Genomic DNA, 22,302 nt, shown 5'->3' with positions numbered 1-22,302 from the left:
TCCGCTGCGCGGCCCCGGAATGACGGTCATCATCGGCATATGCGATTGCCCTGCCGTAAACGGGGAGAAGAACCGCGGGCCGCGAGGAATGCGCATCTTTGCGCCTGCGGCGATTTGCGAAAGCGTCGGCGAAGGCGTCCTTCTCCCGTAACCGGGAGAAGTGCCCGGCAGGGCGATGAGGGGCAGCGCTGTCGCTCGGGCCGTATAATTCCGCTCAATTGGCGGACGCTAGCCCTATTCCTTCACCGCGCCGGTCATCGACGACACATAGTGCTCGACGAAGAACGAGTACAGGATCACCACCGGCAGCGAGCCGATCAGCGCGCCGGCCATCAGCGCCCCCCATTCGTAGACGTCGGAGCGCACCAGCTCGGTCAGCACCCCGACCGGCACGGTCTTGTTCTCCGACGACTGGATGAAGGTCAGCGCGTAGATGAACTCGTTCCACGACAGCGTGAAGGCGAAGATGCCGGCTGAGATCAGGCCCGGCACCGACAGCGGCAGCACGATCTTGGTCAGGATCTGCCAGCGGCTGGCGCCGTCGATCAGCGCGCATTCCTCCAGCTCGAACGGGATGGAGCGGAAATAGCCCATCAGCAGCCACGTGCAGAACGGCACAAGGAAGGTCGGATAGGTGAGGATCAGCGCGAACGGCGTGTCGTAGAGGCCGAGGTTGAACACCATCACCGACAGCGGGATGAACAGGATCGACGGCGGCACCAGATAGGCGAGGAAGATGGCGAGTCCCACCTGCCGCGAGCCGGAAAAGCGCAGCCGCTCGATCGCGTAGGCGGCGAACACGGCGGCGAGCAGCGATAGGAAGGTGGCGGCGACCGAGATGATCACCGTGTTCAGCAGCCAGCCGGGATAGGAGGTCTGGAACAGCAGGTAGTCGATGTGCTCGAGCGTCGGCTGCACCACCCAGAAGGGGCTGAAGTCGTTGAAGTTCGTCATCTCGTTGTTGGGCTTCACCGCCGTGATCGCCATCCAGTAGAACGGGAACAGAAGCACGACGACGAAGATGAGCAGCGGCAGATAGATCGTGACCACGCGCCGCGGCACGCTCTGCAGGTAACCCATGCCGCCTTCGTCGCCGGCGGCGGTGTTCCGGGTTTCGGTGACCGCCATCGTCAATCTCCTCCGCCCTGCTGCCATTTGCGCCGTTGCAGGCCGAAATAGCTGAACAGGATCGCCGCCAGCAGGAACGGGATCATGGCGACGGCGATCGCCGCGCCCTCGCCGAGCTGCCCGCCGGAAATGCCGCGCTGGAACGACAGCGTCGCCATCAGATGCGTGGCGTTCACCGGCCCGCCGCGCGTCAGCACGTAGATCAGCTGGAAATCGGTGAAGGTGAACAGCACCGAGAAGGTCATGGTGATGGCGATGATCGGCGTGAGCAGCGGCAGCGTCACGTAGCGGAACAGCTGCCAGCGCGACGCGCCGTCCAGCGTCGCCGCCTCGTAGAGCGACTGCGGGATGGTCTGCAGCCCGGCGAGCAGCGTGATCGCCACGAAGGGGATGCCGCGCCAGACATTGGCGGCGATGACGGAGGCGCGCGCATTGGTCGGATCGCCGAGGAAGTTGATGCGGTGGTCGATCAGGCCGAGCTCCATCAGCGCCCAGGAGATGATCGAGAACTGCGAATCGTAGATCCACCAGAAGGCGATGGCCGACAGCACCGTCGGCACCACCCAGGGTAAGAGCACGATCGCGCGGAAGAAGGATTTGAGCGGCAGGTTCTCGTTGAGCAGCAGCGCCAGCCACAGGCCGAGCACGAATTTCAGGATCGAGGCCGATACCGTGTAGAGCAGCGTGTTGAACACCGAGAGCCAGAAGATGGCGTCGTCCCAGAGATATTCGTAATTCTCCAGCCCGATGAAGATGCCGGGCCGGCCGACGCGCGTGTCGGTGAAGCCGAGCCAGACGCCCAGCCCCAGCGGATAGGTCAGGAACACCAGCAGCAGCACCGCCGCCGGCAGCATGAACCATGCGCTGAGAAAGCCCTTGCTCTCGGTCAGGCGGGAGCGGGTCGCGGATTGCGGCGGCGCGGCGGTGGTGACGGAGGCCATTCAGCTTTTCCTTGGTGTTCGCATCGCCCCCCTCCACCACGCTTCGCGTGGTCCCCCTCCCCCGTAAACGGGGGAGGATCAAAGGTCGCGGCCGCTGCGTAGATCCTCCCCTGCGAAGCGGGGGAGGGGGACCGCCGAAGGCGGTAGAGGGGGCGTGAGATCGTCGTCCTACACGCGGTAGTACCGGTTCGCCCGCTTCTCGGCCTCTTCCATGGCCTCCTGCGGCGTCGCCTGCCCGGTCACCGCCTTGGCGTACATGTCGACCAGCACGTAGTCGGCCATGGTGGCGGCGGACGCATAGCCGAGCGGGCCTGCAAAGCCGTTCGGGCGCAGCGTCTCCGACGCCTTGGAGTAGGCGACTGCGTTGGGGTCGGAGGTCCAGACCGGATTGTCGGCAAAGCCCTTCAGCGTTTGGCAGCAATAGCCGAGCGACTTCTCGATCCAGTTGGCCATCTGCTCCTGCTCGAACATGAACTGCAGATAGGCTTTCGCCGCATTCGGATAGGGCGTGTAATTGAAGACCACCGCCACCGTGGTCTGGTGCAGCTCCACCGACTGGCCGACCGGACCGATCGGCAGGTTGGTGGTGCGGATATCCTTGGCGATCTCGGCAAGCTTGGGATCGTTGTCCTTGTTGATCTGCGCGGTCCGGTAGGCCGAGATGCCGTTGGCGATGACGCCGAGCTCGCCGGCGAGGAAGGCGCGGTTGTTGTTGACGTCGAGCCAGCTCTCGGTGCCCGGGATGAAGGTCTTGTAGAGCTCCATCGCATATTCGATCGACTTCGCCGTCTCCGGGCTGTTGATGACGACCTTGCCGCCCTCGTCGACCATCCTGCCGCCATGGCTCCAGAGCAGCCAGTGGGCATAGTTGTTGCCGTCGCCGACGCCATGGCCGTGGGTGAAGCCGGCCGGATGGCCGATCTTCTGCAAGGCCTTGCAGAGCTCCAGGAAGCCCGCCGTGTCCTTCGGGAACTCGGAGAAGCCGGCTTCCTTGACCCACGAGTCGCGGTAGACGATGGCGTTGCCGATGCAGGCCACCGGCAGCCCGACGAACTTACCCTCGCGCGTCGCGTAGCCCTTCGGGCCGTCGTACCAGCCGCCATATTTGTTGCCGAGATAATCGCCGAGATCGGTGACGTCGAGCAGCTTGTCGGGATACTGATGCGCATCGTCGAACCAGACCAGCATCAGGTCCGGGCCGGAGCCGACATTCGCGGCCACCGCGGCCTTCGGGCGGATGTCCTCCCAGCTTTCCTTGTCGACGCGCACCTGCACGCCGGTGGCGTCGGTGAACTTCTTGGTGTTGGCCAGCCAGGAATCCTCGTCGCCCTGCACGAAAGGCGACCAGCGCAGCAGGCGCAGCGTCGCGCCCGGCTCGGGCGTGTATTTCGGTGCCTCCTGGGCAAAGGCAGGCCGGCCGAGCAGCCCGCCGCCCAGAATGCCGGCGGCGGCGCCCGCGCCCGTGCGGATCACGTCGCGTCTGGTGAATTGCATCGTCTTCTCCTCCCGATGGTTGGTCGTTCGCCTAGCTGTTCAATCGTTGCCCTGTATCGCCGTGAAAGAGGTGGATGAGGTTCGGTTCGGCCGAAAGGCGAATGGTCTCGCCCGGCTCGAAGGCGTGCCGCTCGCGGAAATTGGCGACGATCTCCTCGCCACCCTCCGTCCTGCCGATGACCTGGATCTCCGACCCGGTCGGCTCGACGACCACCACCGTAACCGGAAAGCCCTGGTCTGACAGCCTCAGATGCTCGGGCCGGATGCCCAGCACCACGGGCTGGCCGTGCTGCACGCCGGATGTGGCCGGCAACGGTATCGCGACACCGCCGACGCCGACGAAGGACGGCGCGCTCTGCACCGCGATCTCGCCGCGCAGCAGGTTCATGGCGGGCGATCCGATGAAGGAGGCGACGAAAAGGTTGCCCGGCCGGTCGTAGAGGTCGAGCGGCCTTCCGATCTGCTCGACATTGCCGTCATGCATGACCACGATCTTGTCGGCCATGGTCATGGCCTCGATCTGGTCGTGGGTGACGTAGACCGTGGTCGTCTTCAGCCGCTGGTGCAGCTCCTTGATCTCGGCGCGCATGGCGACGCGCAGCTTGGCGTCGAGGTTGCTGAGCGGCTCGTCGAACAGGAAGACCTGCGGGTCGCGCACGATGGCGCGTCCCATGGCGACACGCTGGCGCTGGCCGCCGGAGAGCTGGCGCGGATAGCGCGACAGCAGCGGCACCAGCCCCAGGATCTCCGCCGCGCGCTGGACCCGCTGGTCGCGTTCGGCCTTCGGCGCGTTCTTCAGCATCAGCGAGAACGCCATGTTCTCGGCGACCGTCATATGCGGGTAGAGCGCATAGTTCTGGAAGACCATGGCGATGTCGCGCTCTTTCGGCGCGACCGTGTTGACGACCCGCTCGCCGATCGCGATCTCGCCGCGCGAGATCCCTTCCAGGCCGGCGATCATGCGCAGCAGGGTCGATTTTCCGCAGCCGGACGGCCCGACCAGGGTAACGAACTCGCCGTCGTCGATGTCTATGCTGACGCCGTGCAGGATTTCCACGGCTCCGAAGGATTTGTGTACATTCCGAATCCCGACGGACGCCATCTACCCTCCCGAGCGTATAGTTCGCGCGCCCTCCGAAGGAAGGACGACCGCATCGCGTGACGGCAGTCTCCTCCCGCCGCCACGCGATGAATTGGTAGCGCTACCAGACGCGCATGTAAACCCGTGTAGCAGCATCCGGTCCTTCGTCCGCTGCCCCGGGCTCGCCGGGGTCAGTGCATGCTTTGCGAATGCTCTCCGCCGGGCTTGGAGATTCCGCTCAGCGCTTCGCCGGCGTCGGCCGCCTGGCCGTTGGTCGCGAGGTCGCCGAGGGAGACGATGCCGATCAGCCGCTTGTCGCGGCTCAGCACCGGAAGGCGCCTGACCTGGAGGTCTCCCATGTTGCGCAGCACGTCCTCGATCTCCTCGTCCTCGTAGCAGTATTTGACGTCCGTGCTCATGACGTCGCGGATTTTCGCGTCGGGGCCCCTGCCCTTTGCCACGCCGCGCACCGCGATGTCGCGATCCGTGATGATGCCGACCAGGCGATCGTTCTCGCCGACCGGCATGACGCCGGCGTCGAGGCGGGCCATGATTTCGGCGGCCTCGCGGATCGATTGTTCCGGATTGGCGATTTCGACGTCGTTGGTCATGCAATGGCTTACTCGCATTTTCCAGCTCCCTTTTCTGGCGCCCGCCGCCCGTCGGTGCTGCTTGCAGAATGGATCGCCGGCCCGATCGTTCCGCCCATGCGGCTCACCGCAAGCATTGCATTCCGGACTTGTCGTCCGCCCGGAGCGGTCTCAGCCCGCTTCGCTTGGGACGTCCGCCGATGCCCTCTCCTTTTCCGCCGTGCGGCGGCCATCCGGCGGAGGCAGCAGCGCCATGGGCTTACGAGGCGGCCGATGGCCGAGAAGCCTGTATGCCGCGTAGCCGGCCGCGACGACGAACAGCAAGCGTATCATCGTTCTCTCCTTGTGGTCCGGCCCAACACGCAGGCGTGCGAGGGGTTCCCGTCCCCGCAACGAGATCGTCGGCTACGCGCCCGTGCTCTCGTCGGGCGCGTCGACGGGCTTGGATTCCGGCGAACCGTGGAAGCGCAGGAAGATCGACAGCACGACCAGGACCGCTGTCGACAGGAACTCCGACTGCCAGTTCTGGAAGGATTCGAACCAGAACCGCGCGCTGACGAGATGCGAGCCCAGCGTATCGAGTTCTCCCCCGTGCAGCAGGGCCTCCTCGTTGGCGGCGGCGAGGCTGCCGCTGACATGAGCGAAGAAGCACAGCGCGAACAGCAGCGCCATCGCTATCCCCAGGGAATAGGAATAGAGGAAGCGCTTGAACGGATGCCAGGACCGCAGCTTCGGTGGGATCGACGGCAGTTTGCCTTCGGGCTCGTCCGGATCGCGCGACTCGGCTGAGCCGCGCTGGAACAGGAAGGCCGTCAGCATCACATAGGCGGCCATCTGCAGGAACTCGCTTTCCCAGTTCTCAAAAACCGCGGAAATGAAGTCGCCGCTGGCGAGATACGCCAGGAAGCCGATGGCGGCTTGCCCGTGATCGACCAGGTTCTCGTTGTGGGCGTTCCAGCCGGACAGGCCCATGCCGCCTATGCTGAACAGGAAGGCCGCCATCAGTGCGATGGTGAGGCCATTGTCGCGCAGTATCCGCATCCGGCAGCACTCCTCGGTAAGCAGGCCGTTCACCGGTTCAATCCGCGCATGTGCATCTTTGTTCCCGGACGGCAGGCCCGGCCATCGGGCCTGCTGGGTGCTCAGACCTCGTCGAAACGGCCTCCCTCCTTGCCTGGGTTGCGCGAGATGACCCGTTCCTCCGTGTCGTCCGGCAGCGCCTCGTCGCTCCCTTGATAAGGATTGTCGTCGTCTTCCTCAGGCAAGCCCCCGGCAGGTTCCGGCTGGCGCCGCATTGGGCTTTCCGTATCCGGCTGCCCGGGCTCGGGCGCCTCCCGGTCGGCATCGGCGGCCTGGGGGTTCGCGCCTTCGGAGCCGCCGTTGTCCTGCTGCGCTTCGTGGACCGGGCTGCCGCCCTCCTCATGTCCGTGCGTCCGCCGGTTGGGTTTTCCGTGGTTGGTCGCTTTGCTGATCACAGCCTCGTCTCCTTCTTTGGGAAGACCGAACCGGCGCCGTCGGAATTCGTTCCGGAGCCGGCGGAACCTTCGCCGGCACGGACTGTTCGGCCAGCAAGGACATGCGATCGGAAGGAGCAGACCATGGCGAATGGCGGCAAGAAGCATATGGGCCGCGGGACCCAGGGGAAAGGCAGCGGCCAGGGCGGCATGACCGACATGCCGAAGGACAAGATCGAGGAGAATGCCGTCTTGTCCAACCGCGACAAGGCGCAGCACACAAAGGAACGCGGCCTGGACGGCAAGGAAATCCGCAACGAGCAGTATCAGGACCACGCCGGCAACCGGCTCCCGCGGGATTGACCGGCATCTCCGTCCGTCGGGGACAATCAGGTGCGACGGCGTCGCACCCGACGAGACCCCTGTCGGGGAACTTTTTCCCATCATCTCCGTTCGGCGGCCGGGTCGCAGACAACGCATCCCTGCGACGTCGTGAGGTCACCCCCGCCGACACGACGGCCCGCCGCGATCCCTCACGCGGCGGGCCCCTCCCCGGCGGTCGTCGCCGGGAAGTCACGGTCGGTCCGCCTCACGGAATATCCAGGAACCCGCCGAAGGCCGCGAGGTCCAGCATCTGCCGCTCGTCCCGCACCACCGTCCGGATGGCCGACAGGTCATGCGCGAAATTCTGCCGCAGCGCCTGCCCTCCGAAATGCAGCCCGCCTATCCGATAAGGCCGGCGCAGGCTGATGACCGCGGCGCCGGAGTTGCCGGCAAGCGTCGTTGCGTCGTGGGTGAACGCCCAGCCGCGCTCGTCGCCGACGATCTCGCCCGGCTTGTTGACGATGCGCCCGACGCTGAGATGTTTCGTCCCGTAGGCGTCGTCGAACACATCCTGGACCTGCGCCCACGGGTCCGAGGTCTCGCCGGTGGCCGTGTCTGCTGACAGGACCGGTCTGGCCGGATAGCCGACGACGACCAGCCCGGACCGGTTGCCGGCTTCCACGGGCAACCGGCCCGAGGGCGCCGGCGCAGGCAGACGGGCGCCGGCAGCATTGGTCGTCTCGACCTCGAGAACCGCGATGTCGAGCTTGCCGACGTCCGCGACCTCGCCGATCCTCCAGGGGCCCGCCGTCAACACGTCCTTGACCACGAAGCGCCGGCTCTCGTCCAGCGCCGCTTCGTCGAAGCAGATGGAGACCGGAGCGTTGAGCAGGAACTTCTGCGTTCCGTCCGACGACGGAATCGGCTCGCAGAAGGCTTCGATGACATGACGGTTGGTCATGATCAGGCCGTCCCCGATCACCGTGCCCGTTCCGACATGGACATGGCCGTCCGGCCTGCCGATGTCGATGCGGCCGACGGCGTCGATCAGCGGCTTCAGGAGCTTGCGTGCCGGCTCGAGCTCTCCCGCCCACAGCGCCAGCTCGGGTCGATCGAGATCGATGGAACCTTCGACGACCGGCACGGCCGGACGGTCGGTGATGCGCACGATCATCTCGGCCGTGGCCCGGGCCGCGCCGAGCACATCCGCCGGAATCGCCGTGCCGTGCGCCCAGGAATCGATCACGCGTTCCGCCTGCGATATGATTTCGTGACGGATCCTGTCCGCGTCGGCACGCCGGCGCTTTTGCGCGACCTGGCTCTTCAGCACGCTTTCGATACGGTCCAGCAGCGCCTTTTTGCCTTCCTGGACCGATGCGGCACGGCTGGCGGAAAACGCCCCGGTTGCCACCGCGCCTTGCGCCAGAACCTTCGCCGACGGCTTGCGCGGTCCGATATAGGGCGTGAGCGGTGCGACCGCCGCCGAGCGCGCGCTGCGCTCCGCCGGCAACTCGCCGCCGCCCGACCGGCGGATGGCGGCTTCCAGCGCCTGGCTGGGCCGCGGCGCGGCGGCGCTTTCCAGCGCTCCGACGCGTGTCGGATCCGTCCGCTGCCGCCGGTCCAGTGCCAGGAATCCCGCCTCCGCCAGGAAGCGTTCGGCATCGGCCACGCCTTCCAGCATCGACCGCCCGGGATTTGCGTCCGTGGAAGGCACGGGCCGTGAAACCCGCGCGAGCGGCAGGCCGAGCAGTTGCTCGGCATCGACGACGCCGGCGCCGAGGGACTGCGACGGCCAGTTCTCCGGCCGGCGGGCAGTCGCCTTGATCGCGGCGCGGAACAGTTCCTGGACGCTGACGCCGCGCTTCTCCGCTTCCGCCCGCACGGCGTCCGGCGAGTGCCTGGACAGCCACAGCGCCGCGCAGCCCGCGGCGATCGCCACCGCAAAGGAGGTGCCCTGGCCCGGTTCGACCAGCGACTTGTCGGCATCCGCCGGCCAATGCCGGCGCGCGACATAGACGTTCTCGCCCGGCGCCGAGATGTCCACCTTCGGGCCGTGCGAGGTTCCCCGCCACGCCCGGTCGTCGGCATCGACGGCGGCCACGGCGATCACGTTGGCGTCCCAGGCGGGATAGAGCACGGCATGCACGCAGTTGCCGGCCGCCGCCAGCACGATCATGCCGGCCTTGACGGCGCGATCGATGGCGCGCCGCAGATCCGCGCCTTCGATCGGGCCGCCCAGGCTCATCGTGACGATATGGCAGCCGGCCAGCCGGGCATGGTCTATCGCCGCGGCGACGGCGGCGCCGCTGCCGATGATGACGGAATTGGTGCAGCGGATCGGCACCAGTGTCGCTCCCGGCGCCGCTCCGACGATCGCCATGGACGGGCGGCTGACAGCCGCGCTCGATGTGGCGGTGCCGTGGCCCGGCGAGGCCATGGTCGGCGACAGCGGATCGATGGGAAGGCCGCCGCCCGCCAGGGTGTCGGTGCCCCTGCGGATGTCGATGGCGCCGTCGAGCTCGCGATGGTCGGCGACGCCGGTGTCCGGCTGGCCGATGACGATGCCCTGCCCGGTCGTGCCGAAGGCCTCCCAGGCGCGGTCGGCCCGCACCGCCGAGACCGCCCAGCGCGGCGCCTGCGGTGCCGGCGCATGCGACCGGCACAGCGTCCAGACGATGCCGCCGACCGATTCGGGCGCCTGATGGCCGAGTTCGTCGTCGGTTATCCATCCCGGATCGACGTCGGGCACGCACGAGACCAGGCCGCAATCGCCGACCAGGCCCTGCGCCACGTCGAACAGGAAGCCGGCGGACTGCTGGCGGATGACCCCCGGAAATTGCAGGACATGGATGAGCGGGTCCTCGCCGGGCGGAAGCGGGAAGAAGGCGAACCGGTCGCCGCCTATGATCCTGCTCAGCTTGTCGCGCTCGGTCTTCGGATCGGGCGCCTCGCGGTATTCCAGGGTGAATCGGACGATGCCCGGCGTCAGCGTCTGCGACTCCGGATCGCTGCAGGCTTCCGCAGCGGCCTTCAGGAATGGGCGATACATTGTGTCTCTTCCTCTGCGGCGGCCGGGCGCTTCGGCCGGCCGGGCCCGATCCCAAGACCGGCCGTGCATCGGCCAGCGAGGAAGACGGACCGGTTGCGGCCCGTCCCGCTCGATATCGGGATCGCGATTGTCTGCTTGCTCGGGAATGGCGACCCGCGCCGATGGGAGGATGGCGCGGGAAGCGCCCGCTATGGCAAGGCCATCGGCGAGCGGATATGTCGGTTGGTCATGCGGGACTGGAGGGGCAAATGCCTCCAGCCGATGTGAGTGCCCGGATCCCGGATGGACCGGAGCGGAAACCGTCGCCGTCCCGGGGCGGCGCACGGCAAACGGCAGGACATCGCCCATACCGCCATCGAAGCGCCCCTTGCCCGCAAAGCGGACCCCCGTCGCCTCGAACCTCCCTGCATCCGACCGATGGCCGGCCCAACTCTGTTCGACGTTCCTCATGGCTGCCCTCAGCTGCCAGACCTCACATCGGCAGATAGCCCGGGGCAGCGTGAAGTCAGCGTGAAGCGGCTGACGCTGCGGAAAACTTTTTGTCAGATCACCAGCGCGATCGGATTCAGGCGATCGGAATACGCCGTTTCCCAGCCCCGCTGCCCGGGCAGATGGCCGAGCCGAAAGCAGCCGAAGCGCGGCTTGTAGTGGGCAAGTCCGGCGGCGATCGCCTTGACCACGGGCACACAGATGTCGGGCCGCGACAGGTCGCTGAACCAGACCTCGTGGCCGGCCGCCGCCATCTCGTCCACCAGTTCCGGCAGCGCCGCGGCCCGCTCGGGCAGCGTCCCCGACGGATCGGAGCCCGTCAGGAAATCCAGCGCCGCAAGATCCGCCTCGTCCAGCCAGCGCGACATCCTTCGGTCGCTAGCCGGCCCCGGCAGTCCGTCCTCCATGCGGATCTCGTGGGCGTCGATGGACAGCTCTGTCTGCAGCATTTCGAGGAATGCCGAGCGCACGGCGTCACGCCGCGACAGCGCGGCGGCGAAGCCCGCTGCCAGTTGCCGGCCGTCCGGCGCGCAGGAAACCGCCGCCACGACGGACGCACTGCGGAAGGTCGAAATATCGAGGAACCAGAGTTTTCGCCCGGTGTCGTCGCGATGCCGCGCCAGCGCCGCCGCCAGTTCGGCATCTTCCAGAGTTTCGGCCGCGATGCGGGCGCGCCGGCAGCCCCGCCACCACCAGATGCCGGTCGCGTCGCGCTCGACCAGTTCGAGCACCGCGCGCCGCCGCGCCTCCTCCGGCGTCCGTCCGGCGGCGGAGCCGTTCGAATCGGCATTGAGGCCTGGATCGCCGCGCTCCCTGTCGCCAAAGCGGCCGTAGCAGAGAAAGGCCGGGCAAGGAGCCGATCGCGCGCCGGAGAGATCGTGCACGGTCGCCCAGTGCTCCGGCTCTTCCATATCCCCCGCCGTCGGGACGACATCCCATCCCCCCCATGTCCGATTGAGCTTTTCGTGGTCGCCGACCTGACGTTCGGAAAAGCCGAGCACATGCCGTGCTGAAATCCGCCAAGGCTGTTCTCCGGCAGCATCGAGCCCTGCCAGGCGCCGACGATCCTGCGGCCGGTACAACCAGCTTGCGAATTCCACCGCCTCGCCGAGGCAGCTGAGCACGGCCTGCGGCGCGGAAAAACCCTTGCCATTGACCGTGGTCGGACCTGAGCCGGACAGCCCGCCGATATGGAGATTGCTCGCGGCAAGCACTCCGCCCGGCACCTCGAACAGGTCGACGACCATGCCGTGGCGGGCGGCAAAGCGGCACAGGTTCGACCGGTCCTCGGCATGAGCCGTTCCGTCGCGTAAGGCGGGCCATAGCCCGGCGGCCGACAGATCCGCGCTATCGCGGGCCGACGACGCGGTTGCAGCAGTTTCAAGCGGGTTGCATTGCGCTACCGAACTGGCGCAAAGAAGTTCCCAATGGCGCTTTTCAAGCCGCACGTTCTTTCACCACTTAACGCAGGGTCCTGTACGGTATTACGATGCTTACCAAAGGTGCAGGATTCTTATTACGATGCTTACCAAAGGTGCAGGATTCTCATGTCGGTAGCGACAGTTGCAAGGCATACCGAGGACGGCCTCGTCGAGGCACGGCTGGAAGTCAAGCTTCTGGGCGGCTTCGAGATTCACAGCGCCGGCCAGGTGCATGTCTTCGACAAGCGCAAGGCGTGCGCGATCCTCGCCTATCTGCTGCTGAGCGGACAGTACCGGGAGACACGCGGCCGCCTTTCGGCGCTCTTGTGGAGCGACCGGGACGAGGAACATGCGCGCGCCTCGCTGCGGCAATCGATCCGCGACCTCCGGCAGATCGAGGTCCAGACCGGCGTCAACTTTCTGGCCGTGGACAAGCTCTCCGTCGGCATCGACCGCACCCTGTTCAAGACCGATATTGCGACCGTCCATCTCGCCCTCAAGCAGCGGGATTTCGCGATCGCCGACGGCATACTGGCGCAGCGGAGCGATTCGCTGTGCGCCGGCCTCCAGGACTGCGACCCGGTTTTCGACAACTGGCTGAGGATGACCGCCACGCATTGGTCGGACAGCCTGGTCCAGCAGCTGTCGAAGGCCCTCGATGCGCCGAATTCGACGGTCGCCGAGCGCAAGGCGATCGCCAGCTGCATATTGCATGTCGACCCCCTGCACGAAGCGGCGGCGATGGAAATGCTGCGCGCGCTCTACCGCGAAGGCGGCTTCGCCAGCGCGCACGGCTTTTTCGAGCGTTACTCCAACGACCTTCGCGCCGAGCTCGACATCGCGCCGCCGCGCGACATGATCCGGCAGCTCGAGGAGTTCAAGACCGGCGAGCGCAGCGATGTCGCGGGCGCGGCGCCGCAAGGCCGCATCGAACCCGACATGCTGCCCAACGTCGTCGAGAAGCCGACGATCGTTCTGGTCACGGAAAAATATCGGGCGAGTGATGCCCACATCCAGTTCGCCCTGGTGAGCGAGCTGTCCGCCTCGCTGTCGCGCTTCCGGCACTGGACCGCGATCCAGGCCGAGCTCGATCCGGAGATCATCCGCTCGCGCTCGATCGACGGTCTGCTCAGCGCCCTGAAGGACATTGCCGACGTGGCGGTGGTCATCAACACGGCCGAACGGGGAACCGAGCGTCTCTTCGAGATCTCGTGCGTTTCGCTCACCCACGGCGAGCTGCATTTCACCACCACCGCGCCGCACGCGCCGTCCGGCTGGCGAACCGTGTTCAACGAAATCTGCGCGCAGGTGGCCTCGCGGCTGCAGCTTGCCATATCGAGCACGCGGCTGCACCGCATAGACACGCTGTCGCCGAACTACATCTCGGCCTACGATCACTGGCTCGACGGGCAGCGACTGTCCATCTTGTGGCGCAACGACACCGAGGCCGCCGCGATTGCCCGCTACGAGGACGCGATCCGCCTCGATCCCAAGCTGGCCTGCGCCTATTCGAGCCTGGCCGCGATCCTGAACTCGCGCTGGATCGTGCTGCCGGGCTATCCGCTGGACAGCGCCGACCTGGAGCGCGCTTTCGATCTCGCCAAGCAGGCGGTGATGCTCGACCCGCTCGACCACCGCAATCAGGTCAACCTGGCGTGGAGCCATCTGCTCGCCCGCCGCTGGGAGCTGGCGGACTTCCATTTCGGCCTCGCCCACGACCTCAATGCCGCCAATCCGGCGACGCTCATCGCCTATGCGCTGGCGAGCGCCTTCGTCGGCAGCCCGGAGCGCGCCGTCGACCTGGCGCGGCGTTCCTTCGAGCTCAATCCGCTGCACGACCCGCACTATTACGGTTACCTGGCGACGATCTCGTTTCTGGCGGGCGACCTTCCCGGCTGCATCCAGGCGGTGGAAAAGAGCGACGGCCTTTTCCCGGACATCCGCGGCTGGTCGGCGGCGGCCCATGCGCTTTCCGGCAACGACGCGGCAGCGGGCGCCGACTTCCGCGTCTTCCTTCGCAGCATCTCCGCGGCCTGGTACAACAACGAGCGCCCGTCGCGCCGCGCTGCGATCGACTGGTTCAAGAATGTGTTTCCGATCCGGATCGAGGCCGATCGGGAACGGCTTGCGCAAGGCATCGACCGCGCCGCGCGGCTGGCGTGACGCGGTCGAGCTCTCTCTCTCTTTTGCCGCATGATCTTGTCCGAAAAGTCTGCAACTTCTCGGGTTCATGCCGCATGTCGCGCCTATTTGCAGCGCGACATCACATAGTCGCCGATGCGGCTGCGATAGCCGCGCAGCCGGTTGGCCTTCTTCTCCTCCGGCGTGGCGCCGGTGTTCGGGTCGAATTTGTAGTGGTCGGGGAACGGGTAATCCACACCCTCGCCCACCTCCGGCGCGATTTCACGCACGGTTTCCTCGACGTCGCCCGTGAACGGGAAGGAGATGTTGACGACATTCTCCTCGTCGAAATGCGGGACGATGGTGATCTCGTCCCAGGTCTTGCCGCGCGGCGACATGAATCCCCTCAGGAGATTCTTGATCTCATCCTGGGATCCCGTCTTGAAGGTCTCGATCGCCGCGGGATCCTTGATCATCCGCTGGATGAACTCCCCGAGCGCCTCGAACTGCACGTTCTCGAATTTGGCCATAATGCCCTCCTTTTCTTTCACACTGCGTTGCCCGTCCTTCGATGACCCCTTGCGGAAAGGTCGGGACGGACCGTCCTTTCCAGCAATCCGACGAGTTCGTCATCCGACACCAGCCTGTCGTCGGCAAGCCTCAGCAGGCCGGCCAGTGTATGCGGATGGACCGTCCAGGGCAGCGGTACGTGGATTTCGCTGTCGCTGGTATTGAAGAGTGCGGCGGCGACCGTCGCGCCGACGATATACGAGCCGACCGGGCCGAGCCGGTTCCCGTCGTCGCCGAGCACCGAGGCTTCCTGCAGCACGTAATAGGAAAGCGGCGTCTCCGTCAGGAACTGCGGGTAGGCATTCAGTGTCCGCTCCAGTTCCGCCGCATGGAAGGGGTAGCGCTCCTTGCACCACTCCGTCGGGAGCATGTCGGCACCGGACAGCACCCGCACATGGGCCGGGCCGTCGGCAAGCGCCGCCCCGACGGCTTCCGCGACCGCCTGCCCCGAAGGCAGCCCCAGGTGGTAGCAGCGCCAGCAGTCCATGAAGGCGATGGAGCGAGGCGTTCCGTCGAGATCGGCCGCGTGCTTCACCGAGGCCAGCTCGAAGGCAAGGAACGGGCTGATCCGGCGCGCCCGCATCATCCTGGCCGGGTCGCCCAGTTCGGCGAAGCGGCTCCAGTCGATCGCCCAGTTGACACGCACCGGCACGTCGCCGTGCGGGCGCTGGCTGGAGAAGGACAGCATCTCCCGCAGCGTGCCGGGGATATCGTCGAAGGCCTGGTTGACGGAATAGCGCTCGCGAACCATGCCGTGGGCGAAACGCGAGGCGCCGAAGGAAAACTCCATCGGCAGATCGGCGAGCGGCGCCAGCGTGTCCGCGCCCGGTCCGCGGAAGCCTTCGCCGCCGAAGAAATGGTCCCATACCTCGCGCGACAGCATCCGGCGCATGTAGTTGTCGACCACGACGCGCCGATAGACGCTGGTCAGATAGGCGCGCGCCTGCTCGAAGGCGATCTGGGCGGTGGCGCCGCGGTGTGCGATCTGCACGTCGACGAGACGGTTGTGCACCTGCATCAGCGCACAATGGAGTTGCGACAGGACCAGGTTGTCGTCGTTGCGCGGATCGGCGACGAGCGGGCGATATGGCCCCTTGCGCCCCTGCAGGCTCATGAAGCCGCTTGACCCGTCGACGCGCGGCAGGTCGCGCGCCCGCTCCACGGAGCCGTCCACCGGCAGCTTGACGTTGCGGTCGCTGACGCCGGGCAGGCCGAGCGGAAAACGGCAGAGCGCCGTGTCATTGGCCGATGCCCAGTCGTAGAGATGCGGGTCGACGACGGGACCGCGCCCGTAGAGGCCCGAAAGATCGATGCTGCCCGAGGAGGCATTGCGCAGCGCCCGCTCGCTGACGTCGCTGACGGGAGCGCCGAAGATGCGGCTGAAGACGATGTCGTGGAAGACGAACTGGCCGAAATAGGTGAATGCCGCCGGATTGTCGCTGAGATCGGTAGGATCGATCGGGCCGAGCATGCGGCTCGTAATGGCCGACAGTGCTTCCTGGGTGCGCTCGACCGCCGCGCTGCCGTTCTCCGCCTCCATCAGGCTTATCGGCCTGTCGGCGAGGTCGGGAAAGAGAAGACGCTCGCGCAACGCAGCCCCGGAGGCGCTCTTCTTCTCGATGGCGCTTTTCTTCTCCATAACGGGACAGCCCTCGGTCTGCCGCTGCGCCCCGTAGTTCCGCCGGTGATTGACCAACGCTTCGTAGTTGGTGTCTTCCCCGTGTCGCATGGTCAATCGCCCTCTTCTGTCATGCCAGTCCGACCAGGGAGCGGGTGCTGCGCGCCTGCTCCGCCTGAAATTCGACCCGACGCCGGCCTGTCAGTACGACCGGCGGCGGGCAGCCCTCCACCCCTGCTTCGCAGCAATCGCTGTCGCCGGCATACGGCGGGACCGTGGTCGCGGCCACGGATCAAAGCAAGGAAAAACGGCGGTATATCCGGCCGGGTCCGCCTGCCGGAAGACGGGACGGATCGTGTGGGAGGCCACGATCCGTCCCTGCAGCCGGCCCCCGCCGACCGGTGCTGTGTTGCAAGGAGCACCTTGGCAATGCGAGCCCGGCGGCATACCCGTCCTCGCCACAGCGCAATGCGCCGTGGCGCCACAGACCCGCCGATTTCCAGCCAGCCTCGTCAATCGCGGGCATGACGCGCCGAGATGCGCGCAAGCCCGCCGCGCTCCCGGGTGATGACAACTTCGACATTTCTATCCTTCTGGTTGGCGACCTGCAGGATCATGCGCGGCGACTGCTCCGGAGTGTCCGAGCGACGCATGTTCCGACGGATCGCCAGCCTGGCCCAGCGGGCCGAAGGCCGTTCGGGCCGCCGCCCCGGTCCCCGCGGCACCGGATATTCGGCGGGCGCCCATTTTCCTTCCGTCCAGATGCGGACCGAAGGTCGCTGGCGGGCCGGCGCCTGAATGCCGGGAATACGCACTTTGGCCGTCGGGTCCAGCTCGTCCGGGATCGATAAATCGAACCGGTGCGTGAGATGATCTGGCATGCTCCCCTCCTGCGCGGTGTTGATGGAGCATGTTTCGCAGGGCCAGCGTGAAATCAGCGTGAATTGGGCGGGGCGGGCGGAAAAAACCCGATGATTTTCCGTTTCCGTCGGCCGAACGGCATGACGGATGGCCGGCCGGCGACATTGGTCGGACCGGCGGACCGATCCGGCCGCTCGCCGCCCACCCCTGCGATTTCAGCCTGACGCCGAGCGCGAATCGCGCGTCCTTCTCAGGACAGCAGCATGCGGGCCGACGTCAGCGCCAGGAAGACCGCGAAGGCGAGCTTCAGGTAGCGGGCGTTGAGCGCATGGGCGATGCGCGCGCCGAGCGGCGCCAGCAGGAAGCTGGTCGGCGCGATGATCGCCGCCGCCGGCAGGCTGACATAGCCGAGACTGAATGGCGGCCGGTCGGCGACGTCGAGCCCTGCCCAGATGAAGCCGGCGACCGCCGGTACGGCGATCAGCAGGCCGAGCGCGGCCGAAGAGCCGACGGCGCGGTGGACGGGAAAGGAGAAGGCGGCGAGCGTCGGCACCGACAGCGTGCCGCCGCCGATGCCCATCAGCGACGAGATGAAGCCGATGACGGTGGCAATCGCCCGGTTGACGAGGCCGCTCTTCGGCAGGTGCTCGGCCAGGACCAGCGCCCTGGGCAGCGCCATGTTGACGGCGACCAGAACGCCGACCACGCCGAAGACCAGGCGCAGCCCGCCGCCGGGGATGTATTTCGACAGGATGCCGCCGATCAGCGCGCCGACGAACATCGCCGGCCCCCACAGCTTGAGCAGCGAGCGGTCGACATTGCCGCGCTTGTTGTGCGCCCGCATCGACGAGATCGAGGTCGGGATGATGACGGCAAGCGACGTCGCCACGGCCAGGTGGCTGATCACCTCGTCCGGAAAGTCGAGCAGCGTCAGCACCCAGAACAGCACCGGCACGATGACGATGCCGCCGCCGACGCCGAGCAGGCCGGCCAGCGTTCCGGAGACGACGCCCGTGAACAGCAGACCGGCGATCAGGGCGGCAACGGTCTCCCGGTCGAGCATCGACGCGTCAAATCCTGCTTCCAACTCGGTATCCCCTCAAACGTGATTCACCGCGCGCCTCGCGTAAAGGGCGGGGCGGCGAGTGGCAAGCGAGGCTGGTCAGGTCGGGCGGAGAGCCGCCCCCACTTGCCTCGCCCGCCATGCGCAGGCATCGATCAAGGCCGTCGGAAGGGCTCCGAAGCACTGTTTTTCGGGCCGTCCTGGCCTGAAATTCCGACGGACCTTAGCGAAATTCCAGTGAAACCGTGCAGCTTTTCGCCGGGATCTTGCGAAAAAATACAGGACATGAATTCGTCCCGCCGACCGACGAAACCGAACCGCTCTAGTGCCGAACCATGCCGGCATCGACATTGATGGTCTGGCCGGTGATCCAGCGCGCATCGTCGGAAGCGAGGAAGGCGACCACGTCGGCGATGTGCTCCGGCTGGCCCTTGCCTTTCATCGCCTGCAGCATCTCAACGAAGCCGAAGGCCTCGTTGTGCGGGCTCGCCTTGACGCCCTCGCTCTCGATCAGGCCCGGCGTCACCGCATTGGCGGTGATGTTGTATTTGCCGAGCTCGGTCGCCAATGCCCGGGTGAAGCCGATGACGCCGCCCTTGGCCGCCACATAGGCCGCCATGTTCGGCGTGCCGGCGAAGAAGGTGTTGGAGGAGATGTTGATGACCCGCCCGGCCTTGCCGGCGGCGCGCATCTGGTCGGTCGCGGCGCGCGTGACGATGAAGGTGCCGGTCAGGTTGACGTCGATGATCTTCCGCCAATGGGCGAGGTCGACCTCGTCCCAGGCGACGAAGGGCACGATGCTGGCATTGTTGACGACGATGTCGATGCCGCCGAGCGTCTGAATCTCCGAAAACAGCGCCTTCACCGACGCGGCGTCGGAGACGTCGGCGGCGATGGCCTGCGCCCTGCCGCCGATCGCGGCGGCTGCAGCCTTGCCGCCCTCGGCATTGACGTCGCTGATCACCACGGTCGCGCCGTCGGCGGCAAGCCTTGCCGCGATGGCCTTGCCGATGCCCTGCGCCGCCCCGGTTACCAGGGCAATCTTTCCTGCAAGCCTGTCGCTCATGTGACCCGTCTCCTTGTCCAGTTCAATTCGTGCCGTCGGCGTCGATCACCGCCAGCGCGGCGTCGATCCCCCTGCCGACGGGAAGCTTCATCCCGGCCGCGCTGAGCGCGCCGCCCAGCGCCGTCAGCGCCACCACGGCGTAGATCGGCTGGGCCGTCGGACCCATGTGGCCGATGCGCGTGAGTTTCCCCAGCGTCTCGCCGCGCCCTGAGGAGAAGACGACGCCGTAGCGCTCGCGCGCAGCCTGGCGCAGCGCCTTCTCGTCGATCCCCTCGGGGGTGCGGATCGCCGTCGTGGTCGGCGAGGCGATCGCCTCGCTCGCCGGCCACAGCGACAGGCCCATGGCTAGCGCCCCGGCGCGCGTCGCTTTTGCCGTCAGCGCATGGCGCGCCCACACCGCTTCCGGGCCTTCGTTGAGATAGAGGTCGAGCGCCACGTCCAGCCCGTTGACCTCGGCGACCGAGGGCGTGAACGGGAACGGCTTCTCCCTCGACCAGGCGTTCTCCCAGTCGACAATGCTGAGCATGGAGGCGCGCGGCGCCGCCGGGTTGGCCTTCATCCTGGCCCAGGCGCGGTCGCTGACACCCATCAGCGTCAGGCCGGGAGGTGCGCCGAGGCACTTGTTCGGCCCGGTGACGTAGATGTCGGCCTTGCAGTCCTCGGGGTGGGTCTTCATGCCGCCGAAGGAGGAGACGGCGTCGACGATCAGGTAGGCGCCGTGCGCCGCAACAAGCGCGCCGATCTCGTCGATCGGATTGATCGTGCCCGACGGCGTGTCGTGATGGCAGACCGAGACGATGGTGATCTCCGGATGCCTCTTCAGCATGTCGGCGACTGCCTGCGGATCGATCGCCTCGTTGTACGGCGTCTCGATCTCCAGGAGATGGGGCGAGTAGCGTTTGGCCCAGTAGCCAAAACCCTTGCCGTAGACGCCGGAGGCAAGGTTGAGCACCACGTCGTCCGCCGCGATCAGCGACGCGGCCGCGGCCTCCAGCCCCAGCACCGGCTCGCCATGCAGGATCACCGGCCGGTTCGACAGCCGCATCGCCTCCTGCGCCTTGCCGACCACGCTTTCATAGAAGCGCTGGAACGCCGGATCGTAGTCGTAGAGCACGGTCCGCCCCAGCCCCCGCAGCACGGCGGCATAGGCATTGACCGGCCCTGACGTGAGGGTGACGACCGGCTCGGCGTGGTCGGGATATCGCATTGTCGCTCTCCGGGAATGGCCGGCCTCAGCCGTAGAACTGGGTGCCGGTGCGGTAGGTCTTGAAGTTCTCCATGTCGTGCGAATAGAGCAGCTCGGCCTCGTTGTCCTCGGCAAGCTTGCGCACCCGGCGCATCGAGTCCACGCCGGCGACCGGGTCGATGTGGAAGGACGCCTGGCACAGCGTCTCCAGGCTCTTCTGCGTGTAGGCCGCGTCGATGGTGAACAGGATCGGCTTGCGCTTGGGGAAATGCACCATCAAGCTGTAGTGGCCGATCGAATGGCCGGGCGTGGCGATCAGCTTGACACCCTTGGCGAGGTCGACGTCGCCCTCGATGCCCTCGAAGGTCGAGTTGGCGCGGGTGGTGCCCTCCAGAAGCTGCTGGGTGGCGCCGCGCGCCTCCGCCGCCTCCGCCGAAAAGCTCAGGTCGGAATAGCCGAGATGCTCGAAAGGCAGCGGGTTGCAGGCCTGCGGCACCTCGCTCCTGTGGCAGATCTTCTTGGCATGCGGAAAATACTTGTTGCCGCCGCAATGGTCGAAATGGAAGTGCGAGTTGACGACCACGTCGATGTCTTTCGGCTCCAGCCCGAGCAGGGCCAGCGCGCCCGGAATGGTCTGGTCCTTGCTCTGGATCGGCTTCTCGAAAGGCAGCACCTTCATGACGTGGTCGTAGTCGTAGCCGGTGTCGATGAGGAAGCGGCCCTCGGCGTGCTCGATGAGGATCGAATAGACGGGGAAGCGCACCTCGCCCCCCGGCCCGCGGTTCCAGTAGACATGGTAGCCGTCGAGCACCAGCGAACCGCCGTCCAGCAGATAAACCTTGGTGTCTGACATCGTCGCCTCCTTGTTGCGGCGCGGTTCCCTGCGCGCCGGATCGGTTGATCGTCCTCAGCGCGCCCCGCGCTCATAGGGTATGCCCAGCGCCGCCGGCAGGCTGCCGCGGCGGCCGAACGCCACGAGCATCACCATGACAGCCAGGAACGGCAGCATCTGGATGACATCGGTCGGAATGTTGATGCCGGCGACCTGCATGGCCGTCGTCAGCGACAGGCAGAGCCCGAACAGCAGCGCACCGAGCAGCACCCACACCGGCCGCCCGCGCGCCAGCATCGCCAGCACGATGCCGAGGAAGCCGGCACCGTTGGTGATGAAGGGAATGAAGATGCCGGCGCCGACATTGGCGAGATAGGCGCCGCCCAGACCAGCGAGCGCGCCCGTGAACAGCACGGCGACGGTGCGCGTCCGGATGACGTCGACGCCGGCGACGTCGAGCGCCGCCGGCTTGTCGCCGGCCGCCTGCAAATTGAGCCCGAGCTGGGTGCGGCGGTAGACGTAGATCATGACGAAGACCAGCGCGATCGCCAGATAGACGACGAGGTGGTGACGGAACAGCGCCGGCCCGAGCACCGGAATGTCGGCGAGCAGCGGGATTTCGGTCCGCTCCGCCGCCGGCAGGCGCGGATAGCTGCGCGAGAACTGGAAGTGGTGGAGCAGAGCGGTCAGCCCCTCCAGCCCGAGCGTCAGCCCGATGCCGATGACGATCTGGTTGAGGCCCAGCCTCACGCACAGCAGCGCCATGAGAGCCGCCACGGCGATGCCGGCGCAGGCGCCGAAGAGGAAACCCAGCCACAGCGACCCGGAATAGAAGGCGGCGACGAAGCCGAGATAGGCGCCGCCGATCATCATGCCCTCGATGCCGATGTTGAGCACGCCGGCCTTTTCCGACATCTGCTCGCCGAGGCCGGCAAGCAGCAGCGGGATGGCGGCGGTGACGGCGCCGAACAGCAGCGCGCCGAGAAAAACTTCGCTGAACAGCCCGGTCATCGC

At 66.7% G+C, this 22,302-nt stretch carries 20 protein-coding genes; 2 read left to right on the top strand and 18 right to left on the bottom strand.

Annotated features, from left to right (window positions below; genetic code table 11):
* Positions 1–234 precede the first annotated feature (234 nt).
* The 8 genes from AC5JDC_RS06115 to AC5JDC_RS06080 form a co-directional block, all read right to left on the bottom strand.
* On the bottom strand, positions 235–1,128 hold the full coding sequence (locus AC5JDC_RS06115) for a carbohydrate ABC transporter permease (protein ID WP_495840046.1): 894 nt from the start codon (positions 1,126–1,128) through the stop codon (positions 235–237).
* A gap of 2 nt (positions 1,129–1,130) precedes the next feature.
* Positions 1,131–1,982 (bottom strand): carbohydrate ABC transporter permease, encoded by an 852-nt coding sequence (locus AC5JDC_RS06110; protein WP_425351307.1) that lies wholly within the window; start codon positions 1,980–1,982, stop codon positions 1,131–1,133.
* Positions 1,983–2,237: 255 nt separating this feature from the next.
* Entirely contained in the window at positions 2,238–3,563 is a 1,326-nt protein-coding gene (locus AC5JDC_RS06105; protein ID WP_495840044.1) for an ABC transporter substrate-binding protein, read from the bottom strand.
* 31 nt (positions 3,564–3,594) lie between these two features.
* Positions 3,595–4,665 carry an ABC transporter ATP-binding protein gene (locus tag AC5JDC_RS06100; protein ID WP_495840042.1) on the bottom strand — a complete coding sequence of 357 codons (1,071 nt, stop codon included), beginning with the start codon at positions 4,663–4,665 and terminating at the stop codon, positions 3,595–3,597.
* 170 nt (positions 4,666–4,835) lie between these two features.
* Positions 4,836–5,273, bottom strand: a complete 438-nt coding sequence (locus AC5JDC_RS06095; protein WP_106771341.1) for a CBS domain-containing protein — start codon at positions 5,271–5,273, stop codon at positions 4,836–4,838.
* A 132-nt stretch (positions 5,274–5,405) separates the two neighbouring features.
* Positions 5,406–5,567, bottom strand: a complete 162-nt coding sequence (locus AC5JDC_RS06090) for a hypothetical protein (RefSeq protein WP_495840039.1) — start codon at positions 5,565–5,567, stop codon at positions 5,406–5,408.
* Between the two features lie 72 nt (positions 5,568–5,639).
* Positions 5,640–6,275 (bottom strand): DUF6766 family protein, encoded by a 636-nt coding sequence (locus tag AC5JDC_RS06085; protein ID WP_495840038.1) that lies wholly within the window; start codon positions 6,273–6,275, stop codon positions 5,640–5,642.
* A gap of 101 nt (positions 6,276–6,376) precedes the next feature.
* Positions 6,377–6,709: a hypothetical protein gene (locus AC5JDC_RS06080; protein WP_495840036.1), complete on the bottom strand. Its 333-nt coding sequence runs from the start codon at positions 6,707–6,709 to the stop codon at positions 6,377–6,379.
* 123 nt (positions 6,710–6,832) lie between these two features.
* Here AC5JDC_RS06080 and AC5JDC_RS06075 point away from each other — a divergent pair, with 123 nt between their 5' ends.
* Positions 6,833–7,051 (top strand): hypothetical protein, encoded by a 219-nt coding sequence (locus AC5JDC_RS06075; protein ID WP_106771343.1) that lies wholly within the window; start codon positions 6,833–6,835, stop codon positions 7,049–7,051.
* Between the two features lie 226 nt (positions 7,052–7,277).
* Here the strand turns inward: AC5JDC_RS06075 and AC5JDC_RS06070 are convergent, their stop codons facing one another.
* Both AC5JDC_RS06070 and AC5JDC_RS06065 read right to left on the bottom strand, forming a co-directional pair.
* Positions 7,278–10,061 (bottom strand): S8 family serine peptidase, encoded by a 2,784-nt coding sequence (locus AC5JDC_RS06070; RefSeq protein ID WP_495840034.1) that lies wholly within the window; start codon positions 10,059–10,061, stop codon positions 7,278–7,280.
* Positions 10,062–10,603: 542 nt separating this feature from the next.
* Positions 10,604–11,797 carry a YcaO-like family protein gene (locus AC5JDC_RS06065; protein ID WP_495840032.1) on the bottom strand — a complete coding sequence of 398 codons (1,194 nt, stop codon included), beginning with the start codon at positions 11,795–11,797 and terminating at the stop codon, positions 10,604–10,606.
* A gap of 300 nt (positions 11,798–12,097) precedes the next feature.
* Here AC5JDC_RS06065 and AC5JDC_RS06060 point away from each other — a divergent pair, with 300 nt between their 5' ends.
* On the top strand, positions 12,098–14,134 hold the full coding sequence (locus AC5JDC_RS06060; RefSeq protein WP_495840030.1) for an AfsR/SARP family transcriptional regulator: 2,037 nt from the start codon (positions 12,098–12,100) through the stop codon (positions 14,132–14,134).
* Between the two features lie 83 nt (positions 14,135–14,217).
* On the opposite strand, the gene AC5JDC_RS06055 is transcribed toward AC5JDC_RS06060, so the two are convergent.
* The 8 genes from AC5JDC_RS06055 to AC5JDC_RS06020 all read right to left on the bottom strand — a co-directional run bounded on the left by AC5JDC_RS06055 (position 14,218) and on the right by AC5JDC_RS06020 (position 22,299).
* The gene (locus AC5JDC_RS06055; RefSeq protein WP_106771347.1) at positions 14,218–14,622 is read right to left on the bottom strand and encodes a hypothetical protein; all 405 of its coding nucleotides are present in this window, start codon (positions 14,620–14,622) and stop codon (positions 14,218–14,220) included.
* Between the two features lie 17 nt (positions 14,623–14,639).
* Positions 14,640–16,391 carry a peroxidase family protein gene (locus AC5JDC_RS06050; protein ID WP_495840028.1) on the bottom strand — a complete coding sequence of 584 codons (1,752 nt, stop codon included), beginning with the start codon at positions 16,389–16,391 and terminating at the stop codon, positions 14,640–14,642.
* A 401-nt stretch (positions 16,392–16,792) separates the two neighbouring features.
* Positions 16,793–17,161 carry a hypothetical protein gene (locus AC5JDC_RS06045; RefSeq protein WP_495840026.1) on the bottom strand — a complete coding sequence of 123 codons (369 nt, stop codon included), beginning with the start codon at positions 17,159–17,161 and terminating at the stop codon, positions 16,793–16,795.
* A 230-nt stretch (positions 17,162–17,391) separates the two neighbouring features.
* Complete coding sequence (locus tag AC5JDC_RS06040) at positions 17,392–18,228, bottom strand: sulfite exporter TauE/SafE family protein (RefSeq protein WP_495840024.1); 837 nt, start codon at positions 18,226–18,228, stop codon at positions 17,392–17,394.
* Positions 18,229–18,526: 298 nt separating this feature from the next.
* On the bottom strand, positions 18,527–19,270 hold the full coding sequence (gene pldH / locus AC5JDC_RS06035; protein ID WP_495840022.1) for a pyridoxal 4-dehydrogenase, SDR-type: 744 nt from the start codon (positions 19,268–19,270) through the stop codon (positions 18,527–18,529).
* 22 nt (positions 19,271–19,292) lie between these two features.
* The gene (gene ppaT / locus AC5JDC_RS06030) at positions 19,293–20,477 is read right to left on the bottom strand and encodes a pyridoxamine--pyruvate transaminase (RefSeq protein ID WP_495840020.1); all 1,185 of its coding nucleotides are present in this window, start codon (positions 20,475–20,477) and stop codon (positions 19,293–19,295) included.
* Between the two features lie 25 nt (positions 20,478–20,502).
* Positions 20,503–21,309: a 4-pyridoxolactonase gene (pldA, locus tag AC5JDC_RS06025; protein WP_495840018.1), complete on the bottom strand. Its 807-nt coding sequence runs from the start codon at positions 21,307–21,309 to the stop codon at positions 20,503–20,505.
* A gap of 54 nt (positions 21,310–21,363) precedes the next feature.
* Complete coding sequence (locus AC5JDC_RS06020) at positions 21,364–22,299, bottom strand: putative B6 ABC transporter permease subunit 1 (RefSeq protein WP_495840016.1); 936 nt, start codon at positions 22,297–22,299, stop codon at positions 21,364–21,366.
* Positions 22,300–22,302 lie beyond the last annotated feature (3 nt).

It is taken from the genome of Kumtagia sp. (genome assembly GCF_059502445.1).
Note: the sequence above shows the minus strand (reverse complement) of the source record. Positions and strands in the feature narration are given on the sequence as shown.

What these genes read in the sequence shown, in the direction of transcription:
- pldH (WP_495840022.1), bottom strand. Translation starts at nt 19,270, where the DNA reads ATGAGCGACAGGCTTGCAGGAAAGATTGCCCTGGTAACCGGGGCGGCG.
- AC5JDC_RS06105 (WP_495840044.1), bottom strand. Translation starts at nt 3,563, where the DNA reads ATGCAATTCACCAGACGCGACGTGATCCGCACGGGCGCGGGCGCCGCC.
- AC5JDC_RS06045 (WP_495840026.1), bottom strand. Translation starts at nt 17,161, where the DNA reads ATGCCAGATCATCTCACGCACCGGTTCGATTTATCGATCCCGGACGAG.
- pldA (WP_495840018.1), bottom strand. Translation starts at nt 21,309, where the DNA reads ATGTCAGACACCAAGGTTTATCTGCTGGACGGCGGTTCGCTGGTGCTC.
- AC5JDC_RS06110 (WP_425351307.1), bottom strand. Translation starts at nt 1,982, where the DNA reads ATGCTGCCGGCGGCGGTGCTGCTGCTGGTGTTCCTGACCTATCCGCTG.
- AC5JDC_RS06020 (WP_495840016.1), bottom strand. Translation starts at nt 22,299, where the DNA reads ATGACCGGGCTGTTCAGCGAAGTTTTTCTCGGCGCGCTGCTGTTCGGC.
- AC5JDC_RS06055 (WP_106771347.1), bottom strand. Translation starts at nt 14,622, where the DNA reads ATGGCCAAATTCGAGAACGTGCAGTTCGAGGCGCTCGGGGAGTTCATC.
- AC5JDC_RS06090 (WP_495840039.1), bottom strand. Translation starts at nt 5,567, where the DNA reads ATGATACGCTTGCTGTTCGTCGTCGCGGCCGGCTACGCGGCATACAGG.
- ppaT (WP_495840020.1), bottom strand. Translation starts at nt 20,477, where the DNA reads ATGCGATATCCCGACCACGCCGAGCCGGTCGTCACCCTCACGTCAGGG.
- AC5JDC_RS06085 (WP_495840038.1), bottom strand. Translation starts at nt 6,275, where the DNA reads ATGCGGATACTGCGCGACAATGGCCTCACCATCGCACTGATGGCGGCC.
- AC5JDC_RS06095 (WP_106771341.1), bottom strand. Translation starts at nt 5,273, where the DNA reads ATGCGAGTAAGCCATTGCATGACCAACGACGTCGAAATCGCCAATCCG.
- AC5JDC_RS06050 (WP_495840028.1), bottom strand. Translation starts at nt 16,391, where the DNA reads ATGCGACACGGGGAAGACACCAACTACGAAGCGTTGGTCAATCACCGG.
- AC5JDC_RS06075 (WP_106771343.1), top strand. Translation starts at nt 6,833, where the DNA reads ATGGCGAATGGCGGCAAGAAGCATATGGGCCGCGGGACCCAGGGGAAA.
- AC5JDC_RS06115 (WP_495840046.1), bottom strand. Translation starts at nt 1,128, where the DNA reads ATGGCGGTCACCGAAACCCGGAACACCGCCGCCGGCGACGAAGGCGGC.
- AC5JDC_RS06100 (WP_495840042.1), bottom strand. Translation starts at nt 4,665, where the DNA reads ATGGCGTCCGTCGGGATTCGGAATGTACACAAATCCTTCGGAGCCGTG.
- AC5JDC_RS06070 (WP_495840034.1), bottom strand. Translation starts at nt 10,061, where the DNA reads ATGTATCGCCCATTCCTGAAGGCCGCTGCGGAAGCCTGCAGCGATCCG.
- AC5JDC_RS06065 (WP_495840032.1), bottom strand. Translation starts at nt 11,797, where the DNA reads ATGGTCGTCGACCTGTTCGAGGTGCCGGGCGGAGTGCTTGCCGCGAGC.
- AC5JDC_RS06060 (WP_495840030.1), top strand. Translation starts at nt 12,098, where the DNA reads ATGTCGGTAGCGACAGTTGCAAGGCATACCGAGGACGGCCTCGTCGAG.